This window comes from Pseudomonas fluorescens (genome assembly GCF_001623525.1).
Lineage (GTDB): Bacteria > Pseudomonadota > Gammaproteobacteria > Pseudomonadales > Pseudomonadaceae > Aquipseudomonas > Aquipseudomonas fluorescens_Q.
In genome coordinates this window covers 3835012-3856166 of record NZ_CP015225.1, presented here as the reverse complement: position 1 = coordinate 3856166, position 21155 = coordinate 3835012, and the positions used below count along the sequence as shown (strand labels likewise).

Below are 21155 nucleotides of genomic sequence, written 5' to 3'. Positions count from 1 at the left end.
CAAGGCGTGCATTATGCCGTGTGTTATCGAGAAGCATTCATAAACACACCCAAAAGTTGCCGAACAGTGATGAGGTGAGCGGCAAAGTCCCACAGGGGGAACTCGGTCTTATCAAGAACAAAAACAAAAAAACGGCGCTTTCCATTTCTGGAAAACGCCGTTTTTTATTACGCGACAGGGCCGGAACGATGAACGTTCAAGCGCCCGAACACATCACACGTAGAACGATTTCAGCGGCGGAAAGCCATTGAATTCCACCGCGCTGTAGCTGGTGGTATAGGCCCCGGTCGACAGCCAATACAGGCGATCCCCAATAGCCAGGTTCAACGGCAAACCATACTTGTAGTTTTCATACATGATGTCGGCGCTGTCGCAGGTCGGGCCGGCGATGACCACTTCTTCCATCTCGCCTTTCTTCTCGGTCCAGATCGGGAACTTGATGGCTTCGTCCATGGTTTCGATCAGGCCGGAGAACTTGCCCACGTCCGTGTACACCCAACGCTCGACGGCGGTACGCGATTTACGCGCCACCAGCACCACTTCGCTGACCAGGATGCCTGCGTTGGCAATCAACGAACGGCCCGGCTCCAGGATGATTTCCGGCAGGTCGTCGCCGAAGTCTTCCTTGAGGAAGCGGATGATTTCCTCGGCGTAGGTTTCCAGGCTGTTGGTGCGGGTGATGTAGTTGGCCGGGAAGCCGCCACCCATGTTGATCAGCTTCAGGACGATGCCGTCTTCTTCTTTCAGGCGCTCGAAGATCACCTTGACCTTGGCGATGGCTGCGTCCCAAACACTGATGTCGCGCTGTTGCGAGCCGACGTGGAAGGAAATGCCGTACGGCACCAGGCCCAGGTCGCGGGCCAGGATCAGCAGGTCCATGGCCATGTCGGTCTGGCAGCCGAACTTGCGCGACAACGGCCAGTCAGCGGTGGTCGAGCCTTCGGTGAGGATCCGTACATAGACTTTCGAGCCCGGCGCGGCCTTGGCGATGTTGCGCAGGTCGGCTTCGGAGTCGGTGGCATACAGGCGCACGCCCTTCTCGTAGAAGTAGCGAATGTCGCGGGATTTCTTGATGGTGTTGCCGTAGCTGATCTGGTCCGGGCCGACGCCACGGCCCATGACTTTATCCAGCTCGTAGATCGAGGCGATATCGAAGTTCGAGCCTTTATCCTTGAGCAGGTCGATGATTTCCACCGCCGGGTTGGCCTTGACGGCGTAGTAGACCTTGGCGAATTCGAAACCGGCGCGCAGGTCGTCATAGGCCTGGGCGATCATCGCGGTGTCGATCACCACGAACGGGGTTTCCTGCTTGTCGGCGAACGCTTTCATTTTCTGGAAAGTTTCGCGCGCGAAATAATCTTCGACCTGGATCGACATACTTGGGACTCCTACTGGCAAACATCAGGATCAATGGGTGTGAGGGCAAGCAGCCCTCGTGAACGTCCTCCGTATCCCCACTTTGGTTCGCCTACTTCCCAAGGCATGTCGCCGAAAGCAAAAAGGCCACGGGATACATGATTCCCTTGGCCTTGCTGTCTCGTCGTCAGTACTTGAGCCGGATGGATCGTTTCCAGCATGGACGTTCGGCGCGAACTTTAGGGCGTGAGGGGCCTGAGATCAACTAAAAATGTCGCGTTTTTGCACACATCCGTCGTGCGGCCCGCGACAGCTCATGATGTAACCGACCGGCGTGACAGATTGATGTTCCCTTGGATGGGTTTTTCAGGCCGTCGGATGTGCTTTTGTGGCGAGGGAGCTTGCTCCCGCTTGAGTGCGCAGCGCTCATCGCTTTTTTTGGGGCCGCTTCGCGACCCAGCGGGAGCAAGCTCCCTCGCCACAGGTCCCAGGCTACCTTCCAGAGTGTGGGAGTTATCAGTAGTCAGGCCAACGCAGTCTCGGCCGGCGAAACAATACTGGTCTTGCCGCCACGCGAGCGTCCGGAGCTCAGGTATTCGGCAATCGATTCCTGGGTCACTTCCCCGAGGAACACCCGCTCGGCGTCCATCACCGGTAGCCACGAACGGTTGAACTCGTACATGCGCGACAGCAGGATGCGCAGGTGTTCGTCGTAGGCGGCGGTGGCGTTGAATTCGCGCAGGTATTGTCCGCAGGTGCCGGTCTGGCGGTACAGGTCGCGACGGCGTACATAGCCCAGGGCCTTGTTCTCGGCACAGGTGACCACCACGTAGCGACGGTCATGTTCGTCCATCAACTCCAGTGCCTCATTCACCGGGGTTTCGGGGCTGACCGACGGCGCGTTGTCGGCGGCGTCCTCGGCCTTGACCAGCAACAGGCGCTTGAGCGTGCTGTCTTGGCCGACGAAGCTGCTGACGAACTCGTCGGCCGGATGCGCCAGCAGCGTGTCCGGGTGATCGCACTGGACCAGCTTGCCGGCGCGGAAGATCGCAATCTTGTCCCCCAGCTTGATCGCCTCGTCGATGTCGTGGCTGACCATGATCACGGTCTTGTTCAGCGCCCGTTGCATCTCGAAGAACTCGTTCTGGATCATCTCGCGGTTGATCGGGTCCACCGCGCCGAAGGGTTCGTCCATCAGCAACAGCGGCGCATCGGCCGCCAAGGCACGGATCACCCCGATCCGTTGCTGCTGACCGCCCGACAGTTCGCGAGGGTAGCGATGCAGGTACTGCTTGGGTTCGAGCTTGATCATGCTCATCAATTCGCGGGCACGGTCGTGGCATTTCTGCTTGTCCCAGCCCAGCAGGCGCGGGACCACCGTGATGTTCTCCTCGATGGTCATGTTCGGGAACAGGCCGATCTGCTGGATCACATAGCCGATGTTGCGGCGCAGGGTCACTTCGTCCAGGCCGGTAGTGTCCTCGCCGTTGATCAACACCTTGCCCGAGGTGGGCGGGATCAGGCGGTTGATCATCTTCAGCGTGGTGCTTTTGCCGCAGCCCGACGGCCCGAGGAACACGCAGATCTCGCCTTCGTTGACGGTCAGGTTCACCGAGTCCACGGCCTTGACGTCTTTGCCGTTGCTCTTGAAGGTTTTGCTGAGGTTTTGAAGTTCGATCATTTCAATAGTCCTTTTGGGGTCAGCGAGCGTTGCAGCCATTGCAGGAGCAGGTCGGCGAAGATGGCCAGGAGACTGACCAGCACGGCGCCGACGATCAGCATCGACATGTCGCTGCGGCTGATGGAAGCGAGGATGAGCACGCCCAGGCCACCGGCACCGATGGTGGCGGCGATGGTCATGACGCCGATGTTCATGACCACGGCGGTGCGCACGCCGGCCAGGATCACCGGCACGGCGATGGGCAGTTCGACCATGCGCAAGCGCTGGCCGAAGGTCATGCCGATGCCGCGGGCGGCTTCACGGATGCCCGGTTCGACACCGGTCAGGGCCAGGTAGGTGTTGCGCATGATCGGCAACAGCGAATAGAGAAACACCGCGGTGATCGCCGGCATCGGGCCCAGGCCTTGGCCGAATTTGGAATAAAACGGCAGCAACAGGCCGAACAGCGCGATCGACGGAATCGTCAGCAGCACGGTGGCGCTGGCCTGTAACGGGCCCGCGAGCGTCGGGAAGCGGGTCATGAAGATACCCAGCGGCACGCCGACGACAATGGCCAGGGTCACGGCGATGCCCACCAGGGTGATGTGCTGCCAGGTCAGGTGCAGCACCAGCGGCCAGTCCAGATGGGAAAAGGCGTCAAGAAAATCCATGGCTTTTCCTCCAGGTCATTGGGTTGAGAGCAGCGAATGCTGGCGCAGGAAATCAGCGGCAACGGTGGAAGGGCTTTCGTGGTTGACGTCCACGCGGGCGTTGAGCTGGCGCATGGTTTCATCGTCGAACAGCTCGGCCAGGGGCTTGAGCTGCGCGGCCAGCTGCGGGTGCGCGTCGAGGTACGCCTGGCGCACCACGGGCGCGGCGGTGTAGTCGGGGAAGTAATGCTTGTCGTCTTCCAGCAACTTCAGCTTGAACGCGTTCAACCGGCCGTCGGTGGTGTACACCAGACCGGCGAACACCTGGCCGTTGCGCAGGGCGGTGTAGACCAGGCCCGCGTCCATCTGCCGGATGTTCTGGCGGGTCAGGTTCATGCCGTACTGCTCGACCATGCCCGCCAGGCCGTCGGAGCGGTTGGCGAACTCGGTGTCCAGGGCCACCAGATGATTGTCAGCGGCTTCGGCCTGCAGCACCGTGTTCAACTGGCTGATGCTGTTGATCTGCGGGTACTGACGGGCGATTTTTTCCGGCAGGGCCAGGGCGTAGGTGTTGCTGAATTTCGACGGTGTCAGCCAGACCAGGCCTTTTTTCGCGTCGAGTTCTTTCACCCGGGCGTAGGACTGGGCGCTATCGAGTTTTTCCGTAACGTGGTTGTAGGCCACCAGCGACACGCCGGTGTATTCCCAGAGCATGTCCAGTTGCCCGGTTTCATGGGCGCTGCGGGCCAGGTTGCTGCCCAGGCCACCGGTGATCTGCGCGTCGTAGCCCTTGCTGCGCAGGTATTGCGCGGTGATTTCCGCCAGCAGCGTCTGTTCGGTGAACACCCGGGCGCCAAGGCGGATCAGCGGTTTTTCAGCGGCTTGGGCGAATCCTGCGAACAGCAGGACGCAGCCCAGTATCAAGCTCAACTTCTTCATAAACGATTTCCTTTATCCAGCCGGCTTATGACGGTCGCAGACCGCGTTCCAGCCAGAGGCGGCTGGCCAGTGTCACCAGGCCGTCGAGCAGCAACGCCAGCAGGGCGGTGCAGGCCGCGCCGAGCAGCAGCTGCGGCTGGTTGTTCAAGGCGATGCCGGGGAAGATCAGGCTGCCGAGGCTGTTGGCGCCGATCAGGAACGCCAGCGGCGCGGTGCCGACGTTGATCGCCAGGGCCACGCGCACGCCACCGACGATGATGGGCACGGCGTTGGGCAACTCGACTTTCCACAGCACCTGGCGCGGGGTCATGCCGATGCCGACGGCGGCTTCCTTGAGGGAGCCCTGGACGTTTTTCAGGCCTTCATAAGTGTTGCGCACGATGGGCAACAGCGAGGCGAGGAACAGAGCGAAGATGGCCGGCCCGCTGCCGATGCCCAGGATGCCCAGGGCGATGGCCAGTACGGCCAGGGGCGGCACGGTGTTGCCGATGTTGAACACTTGCATGAAGCGTTCGGCGCGCCCGACCATGCCGGGGCGGCTGAGGGCGATGCCAGCGGGAATGCCCACCAGCAGGGCCGCCAGCATGGAGGCCAGGACAAGCAGCAGGTGCGCTTGCAGGTAGAACAGCAGATCGTCGTGGTAGCGTTGGATCGTATCGATGCCGATCCAGTGGACCAACAGGGCCAGGAGCGCGACGACGACCGCACCCCCGATAAGCCCTTTGCCATAGCGGATAGCCACAGGCGGACTCCTTTGTCTTTCAGTCGGCGCACGCTTTCCCGGGCGGCAAACCATCACTGGTTGCCGGGAAAACGTTCGCGAGAAGCAGCTCTTTTCCATACCGGTAAAACGGCAGGTAAATCGAGCCATGAGCGCAGCCTCGTCAGGCTAACTTGCTGATTTTTCAGACCCTGACGAACAGCCGTAACAGGGGGGTGGACGCCTCCACGCGGCTAAAGGTTCCCATGCCAGGGAAGATCTGGCCACCCTGGATGTGCTCAACGGTTCGGTTCCTGGCGCAAGTTGAGCTATGATCGCCGCCCTTTTTTGAATCACCTGCCAAGCGATTTCCCATGACCAAACAGGCCGCCGAAGTCGCGAAACGCCGCACTTTCGCCATTGTTTCCAGAGTCAACACAGGATCTGGCAGGGGGTGAGGATATACTCTTGACGGAATATTCGCTTAAGGACATATTTGATCATGGCATGGGTTGTCGAATTTTGTGATGAGTTTGAGCCGGAATTCGAGGCCATGACCGAGGCGGTTCAGGATGAACTGCTGGCCCAATTGAAGGTGCTTGAGCGATTTGGCCCGGAATTGGGGCGTCCGCAGGTGGACACTCTTAACGGCTCAAAGCATGCCAATATGAAAGAGCTGCGTTTCAAGGCTGATGATGGGGTTTGGCGTGTGGCCTTCGCGTTCGATCCAGAAAGGAAAGCGGTCCTGCTGGTCGGTGATGACAAGTCAGGCGGTAGCCAGAAGAAATTCTATAAGGACTTAATCAAGAGAGCAGATGTCCGATTCGACCGGCACCTGAGCACACTGAAGAAAGGGTAAGGCAATGGCTAAATCACTCGACCAGGTTATGAAAGGGCTTCCCGCTGCCCGTCAGCAGCGGATCGAGCAGCGCGGCGCAGCGCTCATCCAAGAGCAAATGACCTTGCAGGAGCTACGCAAGGGGCTGAACCTTACGCAAGAAGCAATGGCCGATATTCTCGATGTGAAACAAGGAAACGTCTCCAAAGTGGAGAAACGCACCGACATGCTGATTTCCACGCTGCGCGAGTACGTTGAGGCTATGGGCGGAACACTGGAGTTGGTAGCCCGCCTTCCCGGACGCGCCCCGGTGAAGCTTGAAGGTTTCCGCGACCTGAATGCGGATCACAAGTAAGCACGACCCTATGTGGAAATTCGACGCTTACTAAATGTGGACGCTTATCTCTGCACACGAGAAAGCTGGGGTTCGCACCGTGGAGCCCTTGTTGCGCGAAGGTCGTCCAAAGGCGCATTCCGTGGGCGTTGGAGTCTCCCTTTTGTTATCATGCGCGGTTTCCTGCGCTGGCCCATGCAATCGGCCAAAGGCACCTTTTCAGCTGTGTACATAGCAGCGTACACAATCGAGATTTTGAACGATGTCCGACAGCAAAATTGTCAATGAAGTCAACGCCAGACGCACTTTCGCCATTATTTCCCACCCCGATGCCGGTAAGACCACCATCACCGAGAAGCTCTTGCTGATGGGCAAGGCGATTGCGGTCGCCGGCACGGTGAAGTCTCGCAAGTCCGACCGCCATGCCACCTCCGACTGGATGGAAATGGAAAAACAACGGGGTATTTCCATTACCACGTCGGTCATGCAGTTCCCGTATCGCGACCACATGATCAACCTGCTCGACACCCCGGGCCACGAAGACTTCTCCGAAGACACCTACCGCACCCTGACGGCAGTGGACTCGGCGCTGATGGTCCTCGACGGCGGTAAAGGCGTCGAGCCTCGCACCATCGCGCTGATGGACGTGTGCCGCCTGCGGGACACGCCGATTGTCAGCTTCATCAACAAACTCGACCGCGACATCCGCGACCCGATCGAATTGCTCGACGAGATCGAAGCGGTGCTGAAGATCAAGGCCGCGCCGATCACCTGGCCGATTGGTTGCTACCGCGACTTCAAGGGCGTGTACCACCTGGCCGACGACTACATCATTGTCTACACTGCCGGACACGGGCATGAGCGCACCGAGGTGAAGATCATCGATAAGCTCGACTCCGATGAAGCCCGCGCGCACCTGGGCGACGAGTATGAGCGTTTCGTCGAGCAACTTGAGCTGGTGCAGGGCGCCTGCCACGAGTTCAACCAGCAGGAATTCCTCGATGGTCAACTGACCCCGGTGTTCTTCGGGACCGCCCTGGGCAACTTCGGCGTGGACCATGTGCTCGACGCCGTGGTCAATTGGGCACCACGCCCGCTGGCCCGCATTGCCAACGAGCGCACCGTGGAGCCGGTGGAAGAGAAGTTCTCGGGCTTCGTGTTCAAGATCCAGGCGAACATGGACCCCAAGCACCGCGACCGCATCGCCTTCATGCGCATCTGCTCCGGCAAATACGAAAAAGGCATGAAGATGCGCCATGTGCGCACCGGCAAGGACGTGCGCATCGGCGACGCCTTGACCTTCTTCTCCTCGGAACGCGAGCAACTGGAAGAAGCCTTCGCCGGTGACATCATCGGCCTGCATAACCACGGCACCATCCAGATCGGCGACACCTTCACCGAAGGCGAAACCCTGGGCTTTACCGGCATCCCGCACTTCGCCCCGGAACTGTTCCGCCGCGTACGCCTGAAGGATCCGCTCAAGTCCAAGCAATTGCGCCAGGGCCTCCAGCAACTGGCCGAAGAGGGCGCTACCCAGGTGTTCTTCCCGACCCGCAGCAACGACATCATCCTCGGCGCGGTCGGTGTGCTGCAGTTCGACGTGGTCGCCAGCCGCTTGAAAGAGGAATACAAGGTCGAGTGCTCCTACGAGCCGATCACCGTGTACTCCGCCCGTTGGGTCGAATGCGGCGACAAGAAGAAACTCGAGGAGTTTTCCAACAAGGCCGTGGAAAACCTCGCCTTGGACGGCGGCGGTCACCTGACCTACCTGGCCCCGACCCGGGTCAACCTGGCGCTGATGGAAGAGCGCTGGCCGGATGTGAAATTCCGGGCGACGCGTGAGCATCATTAAGCCTTGAGCTTCATCCCCCAAACCCCGTAGCGAAATCTGCGGGGTTTTTTATTGCCTCCGGGTCTCGTCCATAAGCCACTCACTTGTGGGAACGAGCTTGCTCGCGATAGCGGTGGGTCATCATGTCAGGATGTTAAATGTGCCGGCCTCTTCGCGAGCAAGCCCGCTCCCGCATGGAATGTTGGGTGTTAGTTGGTTTGGAGATAACACTTATTCGAAACCAATCTGTCGCGTTGTGGCATTTCTAACGGTTATCGAGCGTCCTATCTGGTGAACCGGCCTGTTCAGAACTAGATTTTCTTGAGCGCCGTCAGGCCCCGGCTTCATCCGGAAAAGAAGGAATTGGCTATGAACATGTTTCTACGCATGATGTTTTTGCTGAAGGTTTTGGTGATGCTGTCCCTGGGGTCTACCGCGGCATGGGCTGAATGTGATGAGCATGAGCAGCACGCGTCGAGTGGCTCGGTAGTTCAGGGTGAGTTGATGCTTGCCGCGACCGATGCGGACGCCGGTGATCCGGACGATGGTGAGGATGATGATGGTTCGCCCGTCGATCCGCCGGACGGTGATGAGGATGAAGAGGGTGAAGAGAGCGATAGCCAGACGTAGATCTCTGACCTGAAGAAAACCCCTCCAGCCCCAACTGAGACACAGTCTGGGCTGGAGGGGTTTTTCATGCAGGGCGCATAATCCAAAGCGAAGACTTACCCCTGTGGCGAGGGAGCTTGCTCCCGCTGGACTGCGCAGCAGGCCTTTTTTAGCGCCCACCTTTACGTTACGCGCCGACGTGAACAGTCTGGCCAAGGCAGCGTCCGAGCCGGCGATCGACCAGAGCGGCAGCAAATTGATGGAAACTCAGGCACTGATGAATCGGATGCCGACGATGGCGATGGTGACAGGCAGTCGTAAATCACCGGCAATAGAACTCCCTTCTGCCTCGATGGATTGCAACCGAAGCTGCGGAGATTTAGCAATGGGCCGAAAACATTTGTAGGTTTTCTCTGTAATGCTTTTCTCCGTTACTCGTAGCTCCATTCTTCTTTCGCATGGCCAGACGCTTTGCTCTCGACGTTGAAGTCACAAGCGATTAGTTTTAAGCCGTCGGCAAACATCGACAAAGGAAAAGCCGCGAGCTAGGGGGGGGCTGTTTTTTCAGGTCCGATTTCATTAAGCCGTTATCGTGGCAGGGCTTTGATCCCGTGCCGGTCAACGACATGAGCAATTAGGAATCGATATTTAAAAATTAAATTTGCAATGATGTTTCTTGACGGTACAAATTATTGCGTGATATTTCTCGGCGTCGAAACGATATGCGCAATGGATAGCTCATTTTTTTCAAGGTATCAGTCGCGATGGATAGCATCAGTGTAAGAAATTTGTCCAAGACTTATCGAATAAAGGAGCGCTCAGAAAGGGCGTTCGGTTGGCTGAAAGACCTTGTATCTCCCAAGACTTCTGAAAAAACAGCAGTTGACGATATTTCTTTCACCGTCAAGCAGGGTGAGGTCGTGGGCTTTCTCGGTCCGAATGGCGCAGGTAAAACCACTACATTGAAAATGCTGTCGGGGTTGCTCTACCCGACTGTCGGACAAATATCGGTTCTGGGTCATAAGCCTCAACTGCGCAGTAAGGAGTTTCTCAAGTCCATCTCGCTGATCATGGGGCAGCGTCAACAGTTGATCTGGGACTTGCCAGCCATGGAAACCTTTCGGCTGAATCAGAAGATATTTGAGATTCCTGATGCACAGTTCAAAAAAACTTATGGTTATTTGGATGAGTTGCTTCAGGTGTCGAAGTTGGCCAAGGCGCCAGTGCGTACTTTATCGCTTGGCGAGAAAATGAAGTGTGAACTGGTTGCGTCATTACTTCATGATCCCAAGGTTCTTTTTCTCGATGAGCCTACCATCGGGCTTGATGTCGGCGTGCAGAAGATAGTTCGTTCATTTATTCGGGACTATAGTCGCGAGCGCAATGTAAGCGTACTGCTAACGTCACATTACATGCAGGATATTGAAGCCCTGTGTGAGCGAGTCGTTGTGGTTTCCGATGGCAAGATATCCTTCGATGACACCCTGGAGTCATTGCGTAAACGCATGTCGGATCACCGCATCATCACTGTGGAGTTATCCGAAAATATCGTGGCTTCAGCGCTGGGCAGATATGGTCTGGTGCGTTCCACGGACGGCTTTGTGCATGAAATGCTGGTCCCGGCTGCCGAGGTCGTGGCCGTTTGTTCGCGAGTTCTAGCCGAGCAGCCGGTCATCGACATTTCCATTGGTGATCCGCCGATCGAAGAGGCGCTGTTGAAGCTGTTCGTGGCCTCCCAGTCCGATACCCGGAAAAAGGTCCCGGGTGCTTCCGGGGAGCGTGTCGCATGAGCCGGTTTGCAGTGAAAGTCGCAGGGGTGGCGCGCACGGCCATTCGTCGCAAAATTGCACATCGCGCAGAGTTATTCGTATTGGTGCTCGCGTCTTTGGTGCCGTTGTTCATGATGGTCATCTGGATGGGTATTGCAAAAGATGCGGCACTGGAAGGTTTTACGCCAGTAAGGTTTGCGGCTTATTTTGCGCTAGTATTTCTAGTTGGTGAAATAGTCTCTAGTACGGCTGCTGAGGAAGTGGAGAACGACATCCATTCGGGCGATATCGGCAGTCTCCTGTTAAGGCCATTCAACATTGCCCTGTATTATTTTTTGAGCGAGCTGGCTTCGGCAATGGTCAGAGTTATTCCAGTGTTTTTTCTGGTGGTCGGAGTATTCTTGTTTTCTGAAGCGGGTCAATATTTACATCTGAGCTATCTACTCCCCGCACTGCTCGGGGTAATACTTGGGTTTGCCATAAATTACTTGCTATATTTTATTGGCGGGCTTGCGGCGTTCTGGTCCGATCAGGCAAGTACCTTTGATTTGGTCTTGACTTACATGCTTACTCTATTTGGTGGTGTTCTCGCACCCTTGACCCTTTATCCCGCATGGATGCAGTCGATACTTGAATGGTCACCATTCCCTTATATCATTAGTTTTCCAATACGAATCATTATGGGGGAGCTGACCGTCGAGCAACTGATCAACGGATTGCTGTTTCAGATAGTGCTGGTCGTTGCGCTCTCGTTGTTGGCTCATTTTGTCTGGGGTAAAGGTGTTAAGCGTTATTCGGTGTTTGGGTAATGAAGACATTAGGCGTAGTCAAGGCGCTTCTAACTGCAAGGTTGCAGGCGAATATGAAGGATCGTGTTCCGGTCTTTGTCAGCCTGCTGAACACTGCTTTGCTGGGATTGTCCGTTTATGTCGTGATCGAGATTTTCTTTGGAAATGTCGAGACAATTGGTGGCTGGAACAAGCAGCAGTCGATTGTGCTGTATGGGGCATTCATTTTTATTCGCTCCTTTGTACAGATGGTGGTGTTGCCTAATTGCGAGGCTGCCTCGAAGTTGATTATCAACAAGTCCATTGATACGTACTTGTCCAAGCCGGTTGACCTTCAAACTATCCTGGCTTTTGGGCAGCTAAGCCTGTGGCATATCTTCGGCGTCCTGCTGGGGCTGGGATTGATGCTGGGCGGTAGTCATGCGCAAGGGCAATTGACGTTTCAGACGCTGGGCGCTTTCTTCATGTTTCTGATACTGGCATGTGCGCTGGTTTATTCGGTCTGGTTCAGTATCGCGAGCCTGGCGTTTTGGACCAAGAGGACCGGCAACATTTCCCACCTGCTATTCATGTTTTTGACTACCGGTCGGTTTCCGTCCGGCGCGTACCCGGAGTGGATCCAGGTCGTGATCATGACCGTAGTACCTGTCTTTTTCATCATGGAAGTGCCCGCACAATCAGCGATGGGGTTGACGACGGGGCGGTCATTGGCGGGCGCTGTTCTGGCCACCCTGGCCTTCTTGTTGTTGTCGAGATTGCTTTGGCATTGGGGGGGCAAGAAATACCTTCGAGAAGGTGCCTGACACAAGAAGCATCGAAATTTAGACCATAAACATGGAATGATATGGACAATTTTCTGGATGTATTCGCCGACCAGGTTCGGCGGGCGCCTGGCGCCATTGCAGCTTCGGATGGCTGCAACCGTCTGAGCTATCGCGATCTTGACGAAATATCCGACGGCTTCGCCCGCATGCTGAGCGCGGCATCTGTCAGACCGGGCGATATTGTCGCTATCGGTCTGGAAAGGGGACTCGGATTTCTGCTTTCGATGATTGGCCTGTTCAAGGTAGGGGCCGCTTATCTCCCTCTGGATCGTACTCTGCCGCTGGATCGGCGGGCCTATATGCTGGAGCAATGCAGTTGCCGATGGCTGATAGTGGAAGACGACGCCCAGTTACTGATCGACGGTATTGGCCTTCTGACAATGCCGGTCCGGCTCGAAGACCTTAAGGACGGGGCGCCGTTCGAGCGCTGCATACTGGCGGACGATAGTCTCGCTTATGTGATTTTCACCTCTGGCTCGACAGGGATGCCCAAGGGGGCGATGGTCCATCACGGTGGAATGCTCAATCATCTGCTGGCCAAAGTCGAAGATCTGGGCATGCACAAGGCGCCCAACGTGGCACAAACAGCGCCACAGAGTTTCGACATTTCCGTCTGGCAGTTCCTGGCGCCGCTCATCTGCGGCGGGCGTACGGCAATCCTGACCCGTTCGGAGTTTCTTGATCTGGATCGTCTGGGGGCACGGATCGAGCTCGACGAAATCGATATCCTGCAAGTGGTGCCGAGTCATCTGTTGGCCATTCTGGATACGATTTGCGTAGATGCCCAAAACGCACGCTTCGACCGTTTGAGCTGCCTCGTCGCTACGGGCGAGGTGCTGCCCGTTTCACTTGCCCGACGTTGGTTGACGACCAAGCCTCACGTCCCTTTGGTCAATGCCTACGGGCCGACTGAATGCAGTGACGACGTCACTCACCAGGTTATTACCCGGATGCCTGCGGCTGACCAGGCGATCCCGATCGGGCGAGCGGTACGCGGTGTTCGGCTGGTGGTACGCGATGCTGACCTGGTAGCTTTGCCCGTAGGTGAAGTCGGCGAACTCTACGTCGAAGGGGTTGCGGTGGGGCTCGGCTATATCGGTCGCCCCGACCTGACTGCCAAGGCGTTTGTTAATGTCGATGGCCGCCGAGCCTACAAGACCGGCGACCTCGTCAGTTGTGATGGAGAGGGTGTCTTTCACTATCACGGTCGGGCCGATGATCAGGTCAAGGTGCGAGGTCACCGGATCGAGCTGAGTGAAGTCGAATTCGGCATCCTGCGACTGGCTTACATCAAACAGGCGGCAGCGGTACTCAACACTTCGCGCACTCATGCCTTCCTGACGGCTTTCATCGTCGAGCAGGAGGGCACCGCAACCGATCTTGATAGGCTGCGTCTCGACCTGCACGACGTCTTGCCGGAACACATGATTCCATCCGAGTTTCGGGTTCAGTCGTCTCTTCCCCAAACGTCCAATGGCAAGATCGACAAGAAAAAGCTCACGGCCATCGCTAATGAAACAACGGCGCCTGACACCGTACAGAGCGTTGCGACAACTGCTACTGTCGGCGCAGAGGCGCTGCTTGAGACCTGGCGTGAATTGCTGCGAAACCCGGCGTTGCGACCCGCTGACGATTTTTTCAAGCAGGGGGCTGATTCGATTCTCGCCTTGCAGTTCATTGCACGGGCGAAGGCCCACGGATATGCCTTCACACTCGGGGACATCTTCCGGCATCCAACCACGCTCGGGCTGCTCAAGATAGCCAGAACCCAAAACGCGGTGGCCGGCACCGCAGCGAGGATGGGCGTTACACAGTTGGATCCGCAACAAGCGAAGGGCGATTCGACATCCTTCAAGCAGATTTCGCCGGCGCAGAAGGGCATCTACGTTCAGTCGCTGCGAACCCGTCATCGCACGACTTACGTGCTGCAGTATTCGTTCCGCATGCTGCTGCCTGATGGCGGTGCCGTGCTGGAAGACGGATGGCGCAAGGCACATCAACACCATGAGTTGCTGCGCAGCGCGTTCGTTCTCGCGCCGACGGGCCAACCGGTGCGTGTCGTTGTCGAAGACGCTCCACTACGATGGTCTCGGACCAGTCTTCTGCACCTTGACGACGAGCACCAGCGCAAGCATCTGGAAGACTTCATCGTTCAGGAAAAACAGACCGGTTTCGAGCTGGATCAGCCGGCGCTCTATCGGGTGCATCTGTTCCATTTGGGGGGCCACGATTATCAATTTATCCTCAGTGCCCACCATCTCGTGCTCGATGGTGCATCAATCTTTGCGCTGATGAGCGAAGTATTCTCGGGAGCGCCGGTGGCGCAGGATGCATTTTCAACCTATATCGCCGGCCAGGAAAAATTCCACTTGCAACGGGAGGATCAGCAACTCTGGTCGGATCTCCTGGAACCCTTCCATGTGCCGGTCTGCGTAGCTGACAAGCTTGCTGAGCCGTCCTTGAAACCGGTCGAACATCGAATCTTCAACAGACGACTGCCCGCGACGCTTGAGCAGGGCATCACGGGGCTGTCTGGTCGTGCCGGGGTCACGATTGCCGCTGTTGCGGCAACGGCCTGGGGGATGGCACTCAATGCAATAAATGGCGGGCAGCACCAATTATTTGGAATGATTGTCTCGGGGCGTGCCGACACCGGGGTTGGGCTGGATGATATCGGGATGTACGCCAATACCTTGCCGATTCCCTTGGCACTGGCGGCGACGCAGAGCCCCGAGGTCAGCCTGCAGGCGGTCAGTAGGCGCATCGCCGAGCTGCTTCGCTTCGAATCGATATCCATGAACGAGGCGTTGGCCAGCACGCGTTCGCGTTTTGCCAACGGCGCTTTTGATACGGTGCTGAACGTCGAGACGTTGGCGGATTGGGCTGTGCTTGAGGCCCCCGGCGTCACGGTCGAACTCACGCAGGTGACTGACCTCACCGAGTTTGCCTTTGCCGTTGAAGTCCTTAGCGGCGTAGATGCCATCACTGTGGATTTCATTCGCGATCCTGAATATGTCTCCGAGGAGCGAGCAGAGGCGCTGTGCGAACATTTCCTGAGTGCACTGACCTATATCTGTGAAGCACATCGCCCGCTGCAAGAGTGGCGGGGCTGGCAAGGTGTGCCCATGGTCGGTGACGAAACTTCGGCTCCGAAAGATCAACACCCGACGTCTTCGCAGCACACGTCCTTCGACACGATGGTGCTGGCTGCGGCGCGTGCAATCATCGGCGATGACACGATTGCCCTGCAGCAGAATTTCTTCTCTTCGGGCGGAGACTCGATCGGTGCGTTGCAACTCATCGCTCGTTTGAGAAGCGATGGGATGACAATTGATCTCGACAGCATCTTTGCCAGTCGATCACTGTTCGAAATCGCCCAGGCAGTGCGGCCGCTGCACTGTACCGCCCGCAGAGAAATTCATCCGCCGACCGGTGCAACCGCACTGGTGCCTGTACAGCGCTGGTTCGCCGAACAGCAGCTAGTCAATCCTGACCATTGGTGTCTCGGCACGGCGGTCGAGATTCACCGTCCCGTCGCGGCCGATACCCTTGTCGCGATCACTCACAAGATACTGGAGCGCTATCCGATATTGAGTGCGCAGTTCAAGATCGGCGATGGATACGACCAGACTATTCCGGCCAATCCCGTCGATGCGAAGTCGAGTTGCAGAACAGCGCAACTGGCTGCATCGATCGATCAATCGCTGGAGCATATCCGGGCGGTGCTGGACGAGTCTCTGTCCGGTCTCGACCTCGAGCAGGGCGATCTGTTTCGCGTGGTGCTGTTTCGCACCCCGGATCCCGACACCAATCTACTGGTGCTGGTGGCGCATCACCTCGTGACCGATGCGGTGTCCCTGCGAATCCTCGTCGAGGATTATCTGCGCCTCTATGCCGGCAGCACGGTTCCTGCGCAGGTCACCCCGTTTCGCGCTTGGGCGCAGCAGCTTGCGAGTCACGGCCAGGCATTCAAGAACGATGTCCTGTCGCAGACCGCCTACTGGTCGCGGGTCATCGAGGCAGTTCCCGCTGCGATACCTTTTGACCTGAACCGACGTCCATCGGGTCGCACCGCAATGTTGTCCCGGGGGTTGAGCTGCGCGGCGACCAGCGCCTTGATCCGGGAGGTACCTGCGGCTTACAACACCCATATCAATGACATTCTGATCTCCGCGCTGGTCCGGGCGTTTTCCGGCTGGCGGGCGAGACCGGACATTGCGATCAACCTCGAAGGACATGGCCGTGAAAGCGTCTTGGAGGGTGTCGACGTGTCCCGCACGGTAGGCTGGTTCACCTCTGTGTTCCCGGTATGCCTGAATGATCCCCAAGAGGGGCTTGGAAGTTTGATTCAGGCGACCAAACGTACACTCGCGGATATCCCGCAACGAGGTGTAGGGTATGGTCTGTTGCGTTACCTGTTCAATGAGTCCCGGGTGATTCCTGCTGCCGAGCCCATGGTGCAGTTCAACTATCTCGGGCAATGGGACAACGTGTCATTTGATGACCCGGATGTGTCGATGCCGTCTGCCCAGGTCCTGAGTCTCCTCGATCAGGTGTCGGTGGACCCGCGCAACGGACGCCAACATGCACTGGAGGTCGAGGCAAGGATTGCCCAGGGTCGATTTGAAATTGACTGGTATTACGACGACGGGATCCTGTCCCCGCAGGAGGCCGAGGATCTTGCGACGCGCTACGTCGATGCCTTGGCGCAGATCATCGAGCATTGCACGGCGGGCGCCGTGGTGCGGGTGCCCGGCGACTATCCGGATGTCGATCTGACGGACGATGAGTTGCAGTCGCTGATTGCAGGCGTCGGCGCCGTACCGGCGGATATCTATCCGTTGTCACCGACACAGGAGGGAATCCTGTTCCAGCACCTGATGAGCGATGACGACACCTATACACTGCAGTACGTCATGGACATTAATGGTGACGTCGACATCAGTGTGCTGGATGCGGCGTGGCAGGTGCTGGCCGAGCGTCATCCGATCCTGCGCACGGGGTTCTTCTGGGATGCGGTGGCGGGACCGGTGCAATATGTGCTGCAGAAGGCAACTTGCAGTTGGCAGATCATCGCGGGTAACGGTGATCCGGCGCAATATGAACGCCTGATGCATGATGATCGTTCACGGATCTTTGATCTTGCGACGCCTGCTTTGACTCGCTTCACGTTGCTGTCCGATGGTTTGCAGGCGCACAAATTGATCTGGACCTACCATCACATCCTTCTGGACGGCTGGTGTGTGGCCAAGGTCATCAAAGAGCTGTTTGCCATCTACGACCAGATGATCCTCGGTGTGCAGCCCGAGGCGGTCTTCGGTCCCGTCTATCGTGACTACATCGAGTGGCTGGCCAGTCAGCAGGCGCGGGAAAATCGTCCGTTCTGGCGACATTATCTGGCGGACGCCAGGCCCAGTCTGTTTACCAGTCCGGTTGCCTATCAGCCGTCCTCGCGTGCAGCTCACAACGTCTACCGGTTTACCCTCGGACGTGACCTTTCGGGTTGCATCGAGCGATTCTGCGCCGGGCTGGGTGTGACCGTTGCGGTTCTCTTCCAGCGTATCTGGGCACAGATCCTGGCCGATAACACCCAGAGCTTCACACCCATCTTCGGCTGGGCTATTTCGGGACGGCCTGTCGACCTTGAGGGCTCCCAAGACATCATCGGGCTGATGGCTTCCATCGTCCCGTGCAAGGTCGATGCACAGGTGCCGTTCTCCGCCGAGGCCCTTCGGCAGTTGCAGCGCAGCAGTGCAGCCCTGCAGGACGAAGGGCATGTCTCGATGAGTCATTTCCGGAGTGCTGCCGGACTTGGTCTGGAGGCGTTGTTCAATACCGTTCTCGTGGTCGAAAACTTCGAGCTTCAGGACAACTTGCCGGTCGGTGATCGCTACCGCCTCAGTAATCTGCAGTGGATCGAGAAGTCGGAGTTTCCTTTGGTTCTCGGTCTGGTTCCGGCAGATGATTTTCTGATCGAACTCAATTTCAACCCCGAAAAGTTCTGCGTCGCGCAAATGGTCGATCTTCAACAAAGGATTGTTTTCCATTCGCGTCAAATATCTTCTCTTGGAAATGGATACCTTGAGCATGATGCAAATTTACAGTGCGAATCAGTATCACAAGCTGGCTAACTTCATTGGCGACGTGCCGGTCTACCTGAAGATCGAAGGGTTGAATCCGGCCGGGTCGATAAAACTCAAGACTGCAATATCGCTGATCGAAGAAAGTGAGCGTCTGGGGCTACTTTCGCCCGGACGAAAAGTGATCGAGTCCAGCTCGGGAAACCTCGGTGTTGCGTTATCGATGATTTGTGCGCAGCGCGGTTATCCGTTTACCTGCATAACCGATCCCAACGTCAATCAGGTCAGTGTCAACCTGATGAAGGCTTACGGCGCCGAAGTCATTGTCTGTGACACCCGCGACCGAAATGGCGGTTTTCTCGGCGCGCGCATTACGCTGATTCAGGAAATGATCCGTCAGGATCCGAGGTATTTCTGGACCAACCAGTACGCCAACCCGGCCAACCCACTGGCGCACTACAACCGGACTGCGCCGGAAATCCTGCAGCAGCACCCCAACTGCAAATGGTTGTTTGTCGGTGCCGGTACCACCGGGACGCTTATCGGCTGCGCGCGATATCTGCGTGAAAAAGCGCCAGAGGTAAAACTGATTGCCGTCGATACCGTGGGTTCGATCAACTTTCAGGAGGTACCCAAGAAGAGGCTCATTCCCGGTTTGGGGACGAGTCGGCGCCCGGAAATTCTCGAGCGGGATCTAGTCGAGCATATCGAGTTCGTTGATGAGGTCGAGACGATCCGCATGTGTCGCAGTGTTGCGCAGGACTACGGACTGCTGCTCGGGGGGTCCACGGGGACCGTACTGGTTGCGGTCAAGCGCCTGAGGAAACAGATTCCGGCGGGCGACGAAGTTGTCGTGATCAGCCCCGATATGGGTGAGCGGTATCTCGAAACGATCTATTCGGATAAGTGGTGTGACGCCAACTTTGGTAGCCAGATGTATCAACACGCGATGGTGGGTTGAGTCTCGGCGGTGCGTTGGTTGATGTTTTCTCAGAGCAGAAGGAATCTAGCTTGTCACAACTTCAATTCCCCCCGAGCGACGCTGCGCAAACACAGATATTTCTCGATCAGTGGGCCCGCGTTAGTCACGATTTCAAGGGAGAACCCGCCATAGAAGATGGCGGTGTTCTGCATACCTATGGCGAAGTGGACACCGACAGTCAGCGAATCGCGGCCTACCTGGCACACAACGCGATTGGTGCAGGCGCGGTAGTGGTCATTGGTTGTCCGCGCGGCAAGGATCTGCTGGTGGCCTTGCTAGGTGTCATGAAGAGTGGCGCAGCCTTCATCCTCATGGACCTGGACGCCGCCCCAGCCCGCTTGTCCGTACAGCTGGACGCTGCCAATGCGAAGCTGGTTCTGGTCCCTGATGGGTACATCGTTGGCAACAATCCTGCCCTGGTCGCTGAAAAGGTCGTGACCCTCGGCCAGGCTCGGGATACGGCGCAGTCCCTGCACTTCGAACAACCGCGGATAGCGCCACAAGACCTGGCGTACATCATTTTCACTTCGGGCTCTACTGGGCAACCGAAAGGGGTGATGGTTTCGCACCGGGGCATCCCTAACCTTGCCCATCATGCGCTGACGTATGGCATTACGCAGGGCAGTCGGGTGCTGATGTTTTCCCCGGTCTGTTTCGACGCGATCATTGCCGAAATCACCATGACCCTGTTTGCAGGTGGCTGTCTGGTTGCCGTGGCTGACCACGAGCTGTGGGATTTCGACAATCTGCAAAACCTGCTGTGCAATCGTCGCATCGATGTCGCCACGTTGCCTCCGTCACTGGTGTCGTTGCTGCCGTCCGAGTTACCGATCAGCCTGAGTACATTGATCGTGGCCGGCGAGAGGTGCAACAAGGAAGTCATTGTCAACTGGGCGAGCAAGACCCGTTTGATCAATGCCTATGGGCCTTCTGAGGCGACGGTCGCTACAACAGTGAAGTTGTGCTCCCTCGACACCTCTCCAGCGGATATTGGCCAAGCGATCTCCAACGTCACGGTGCGCCTCCTTGACGAAGCGCTGGAGGACGTTCCGGATGGCGAACTCGGCGAGATCTACATCAGCGGAGTGGGTGTTGCCTTGGGCTATCTGGGCAATCCGGACCTGAGCGATGCACGGTTTATCCGTGGCTTGGCCGGCGACGACAGCTTGAGCTTTCGAACCGGGGATTTCGCCAGGCGCGATGTGAACGCAGGCATCCTGTTCGAGGGACGCAAGGACGATCTGGTCAAGATCAACGGAAACCGTGTCGAGCTGGCCGAGATCGAGGCCTGTGCCATGGCTTCGCGGCTGATTAGAAGCTGCCACGCTTGTTGCGTCGATGCCGGCACTTCGGGCGTGAGGATCTCGCTTTTTGTGACGCCGTCTGACAAGGCTGACGATGGGCGGCTGGAGCCTGAGCTGAGGGCCCGGATCAGCGCCGAGTTGCCCGCTTATTTCATGCCTGCGCGGATCGTCGTTCTGGATGAACTGCCGCGCAATCCGGCGGGTAAAGTCGATCGGGCAGCGTTGATCGCGCAGTTGGGCGACCTGGTGGAGGAGGGCGGGGCCCCGAAGGCAATGACCCCTCAGGAAGAAACCCTGGCGCTGATCTGGGCACAGATTCTAGGGCGTCCGATTGAAAACCGTGAGGCGAATTTCTTTGCGTTGGGTGGTAACTCCCTCTTGGCGATGCGTCTCGTCGCGCTGATGAAACGCAGTGGTATTCAAATCAATCTCAAGCGCGTGTTTGGCGCTCCGACACTGGCAAAAATGGCCTGTCTGATGGAGGGGTAGGT

General features: G+C 57.4%; 15 protein-coding genes. 10 read left to right on the top strand and 5 right to left on the bottom strand.

Translation table 11 applies throughout. From position 1 onward, the window contains the following. Positions 1-213 precede the first annotated feature (213 nt). From TK06_RS16650 to TK06_RS16630, 5 genes are all read right to left on the bottom strand, one after another. Positions 214-1377, bottom strand: coding sequence for a type III PLP-dependent enzyme (locus tag TK06_RS16650; protein WP_063322966.1), 1164 nt, complete (start codon positions 1375-1377; stop codon positions 214-216). Positions 1378-1879: 502 nt separating this feature from the next. Next, the gene (locus tag TK06_RS16645; protein ID WP_063322965.1) at positions 1880-3037 is read right to left on the bottom strand and encodes a betaine/proline/choline family ABC transporter ATP-binding protein; all 1158 of its coding nucleotides are present in this window, start codon (positions 3035-3037) and stop codon (positions 1880-1882) included. Then, complete coding sequence (locus TK06_RS16640) at positions 3034-3687, bottom strand: ABC transporter permease (RefSeq protein ID WP_024616353.1); 654 nt, start codon at positions 3685-3687, stop codon at positions 3034-3036. Before TK06_RS16640 ends, TK06_RS16645 begins: the two co-directional genes overlap by 4 nt. Before the next feature lie 15 nt (positions 3688-3702). Further along, complete coding sequence (locus tag TK06_RS16635) at positions 3703-4605, bottom strand: glycine betaine ABC transporter substrate-binding protein (protein WP_063322964.1); 903 nt, start codon at positions 4603-4605, stop codon at positions 3703-3705. A gap of 25 nt (positions 4606-4630) precedes the next feature. After that, the gene (locus TK06_RS16630) at positions 4631-5347 is read right to left on the bottom strand and encodes an ABC transporter permease (RefSeq protein WP_014336595.1); all 717 of its coding nucleotides are present in this window, start codon (positions 5345-5347) and stop codon (positions 4631-4633) included. Positions 5348-5807: 460 nt separating this feature from the next. On the opposite strand from TK06_RS16630, the gene TK06_RS16625 reads away from it, so the two are divergent. From TK06_RS16625 to TK06_RS16580, 10 genes are all read left to right on the top strand, one after another. Next, positions 5808-6164 (top strand): type II toxin-antitoxin system RelE/ParE family toxin, encoded by a 357-nt coding sequence (locus tag TK06_RS16625; RefSeq protein ID WP_063322963.1) that lies wholly within the window; start codon positions 5808-5810, stop codon positions 6162-6164. A gap of 4 nt (positions 6165-6168) precedes the next feature. Next, positions 6169-6498 carry an XRE family transcriptional regulator gene (locus TK06_RS16620; protein ID WP_063322962.1) on the top strand — a complete coding sequence of 110 codons (330 nt, stop codon included), beginning with the start codon at positions 6169-6171 and terminating at the stop codon, positions 6496-6498. 241 nt (positions 6499-6739) lie between these two features. After that, positions 6740-8329, top strand: coding sequence for a peptide chain release factor 3 (locus TK06_RS16615; protein WP_063322961.1), 1590 nt, complete (start codon positions 6740-6742; stop codon positions 8327-8329). Between the two features lie 348 nt (positions 8330-8677). Further along, on the top strand, positions 8678-8938 hold the full coding sequence (locus TK06_RS16610; protein WP_063322960.1) for a hypothetical protein: 261 nt from the start codon (positions 8678-8680) through the stop codon (positions 8936-8938). Positions 8939-9681: 743 nt separating this feature from the next. Beyond that, the gene (locus TK06_RS16605; RefSeq protein WP_063322959.1) at positions 9682-10707 is read left to right on the top strand and encodes an ABC transporter ATP-binding protein; all 1026 of its coding nucleotides are present in this window, start codon (positions 9682-9684) and stop codon (positions 10705-10707) included. After that, positions 10704-11495: an ABC transporter permease gene (locus TK06_RS16600; RefSeq protein WP_063322958.1), complete on the top strand. Its 792-nt coding sequence runs from the start codon at positions 10704-10706 to the stop codon at positions 11493-11495. Before TK06_RS16605 ends, TK06_RS16600 begins: the two co-directional genes overlap by 4 nt. Continuing rightward, on the top strand, positions 11495-12277 hold the full coding sequence (locus tag TK06_RS16595) for an ABC-2 family transporter protein (protein ID WP_063322957.1): 783 nt from the start codon (positions 11495-11497) through the stop codon (positions 12275-12277). Before TK06_RS16600 ends, TK06_RS16595 begins: the two co-directional genes overlap by 1 nt. A gap of 41 nt (positions 12278-12318) precedes the next feature. Then, positions 12319-18429 carry a non-ribosomal peptide synthetase gene (locus TK06_RS16590; protein WP_063322956.1) on the top strand — a complete coding sequence of 2037 codons (6111 nt, stop codon included), beginning with the start codon at positions 12319-12321 and terminating at the stop codon, positions 18427-18429. Further along, positions 18386-19339: a 2,3-diaminopropionate biosynthesis protein SbnA gene (sbnA, locus tag TK06_RS16585; RefSeq protein WP_086936668.1), complete on the top strand. Its 954-nt coding sequence runs from the start codon at positions 18386-18388 to the stop codon at positions 19337-19339. Before TK06_RS16590 ends, sbnA begins: the two co-directional genes overlap by 44 nt. Then, positions 19336-21153, top strand: coding sequence for a non-ribosomal peptide synthetase (locus tag TK06_RS16580; RefSeq protein ID WP_086936667.1), 1818 nt, complete (start codon positions 19336-19338; stop codon positions 21151-21153). Before sbnA ends, TK06_RS16580 begins: the two co-directional genes overlap by 4 nt. Positions 21154-21155 lie beyond the last annotated feature (2 nt).

Bases quoted from the DNA above. Each gene is read 5' to 3' on its own strand.
- TK06_RS16625 (WP_063322963.1), top strand. From the start codon at position 5,808: ATGGCATGGGTTGTCGAATTTTGTGATGAGTTTGAGCCGGAATTCGAG.
- TK06_RS16595 (WP_063322957.1), top strand. From the start codon at position 11,495: ATGAAGACATTAGGCGTAGTCAAGGCGCTTCTAACTGCAAGGTTGCAG.
- TK06_RS16650 (WP_063322966.1), bottom strand. From the start codon at position 1,377: ATGTCGATCCAGGTCGAAGATTATTTCGCGCGCGAAACTTTCCAGAAA.
- TK06_RS16620 (WP_063322962.1), top strand. From the start codon at position 6,169: ATGGCTAAATCACTCGACCAGGTTATGAAAGGGCTTCCCGCTGCCCGT.
- TK06_RS16610 (WP_063322960.1), top strand. From the start codon at position 8,678: ATGAACATGTTTCTACGCATGATGTTTTTGCTGAAGGTTTTGGTGATG.
- TK06_RS16590 (WP_063322956.1), top strand. From the start codon at position 12,319: ATGGACAATTTTCTGGATGTATTCGCCGACCAGGTTCGGCGGGCGCCT.
- TK06_RS16615 (WP_063322961.1), top strand. From the start codon at position 6,740: ATGTCCGACAGCAAAATTGTCAATGAAGTCAACGCCAGACGCACTTTC.
- sbnA (WP_086936668.1), top strand. From the start codon at position 18,386: ATGATGCAAATTTACAGTGCGAATCAGTATCACAAGCTGGCTAACTTC.
- TK06_RS16600 (WP_063322958.1), top strand. From the start codon at position 10,704: ATGAGCCGGTTTGCAGTGAAAGTCGCAGGGGTGGCGCGCACGGCCATT.
- TK06_RS16605 (WP_063322959.1), top strand. From the start codon at position 9,682: ATGGATAGCATCAGTGTAAGAAATTTGTCCAAGACTTATCGAATAAAG.
- TK06_RS16645 (WP_063322965.1), bottom strand. From the start codon at position 3,037: ATGATCGAACTTCAAAACCTCAGCAAAACCTTCAAGAGCAACGGCAAA.
- TK06_RS16635 (WP_063322964.1), bottom strand. From the start codon at position 4,605: ATGAAGAAGTTGAGCTTGATACTGGGCTGCGTCCTGCTGTTCGCAGGA.
- TK06_RS16640 (WP_024616353.1), bottom strand. From the start codon at position 3,687: ATGGATTTTCTTGACGCCTTTTCCCATCTGGACTGGCCGCTGGTGCTG.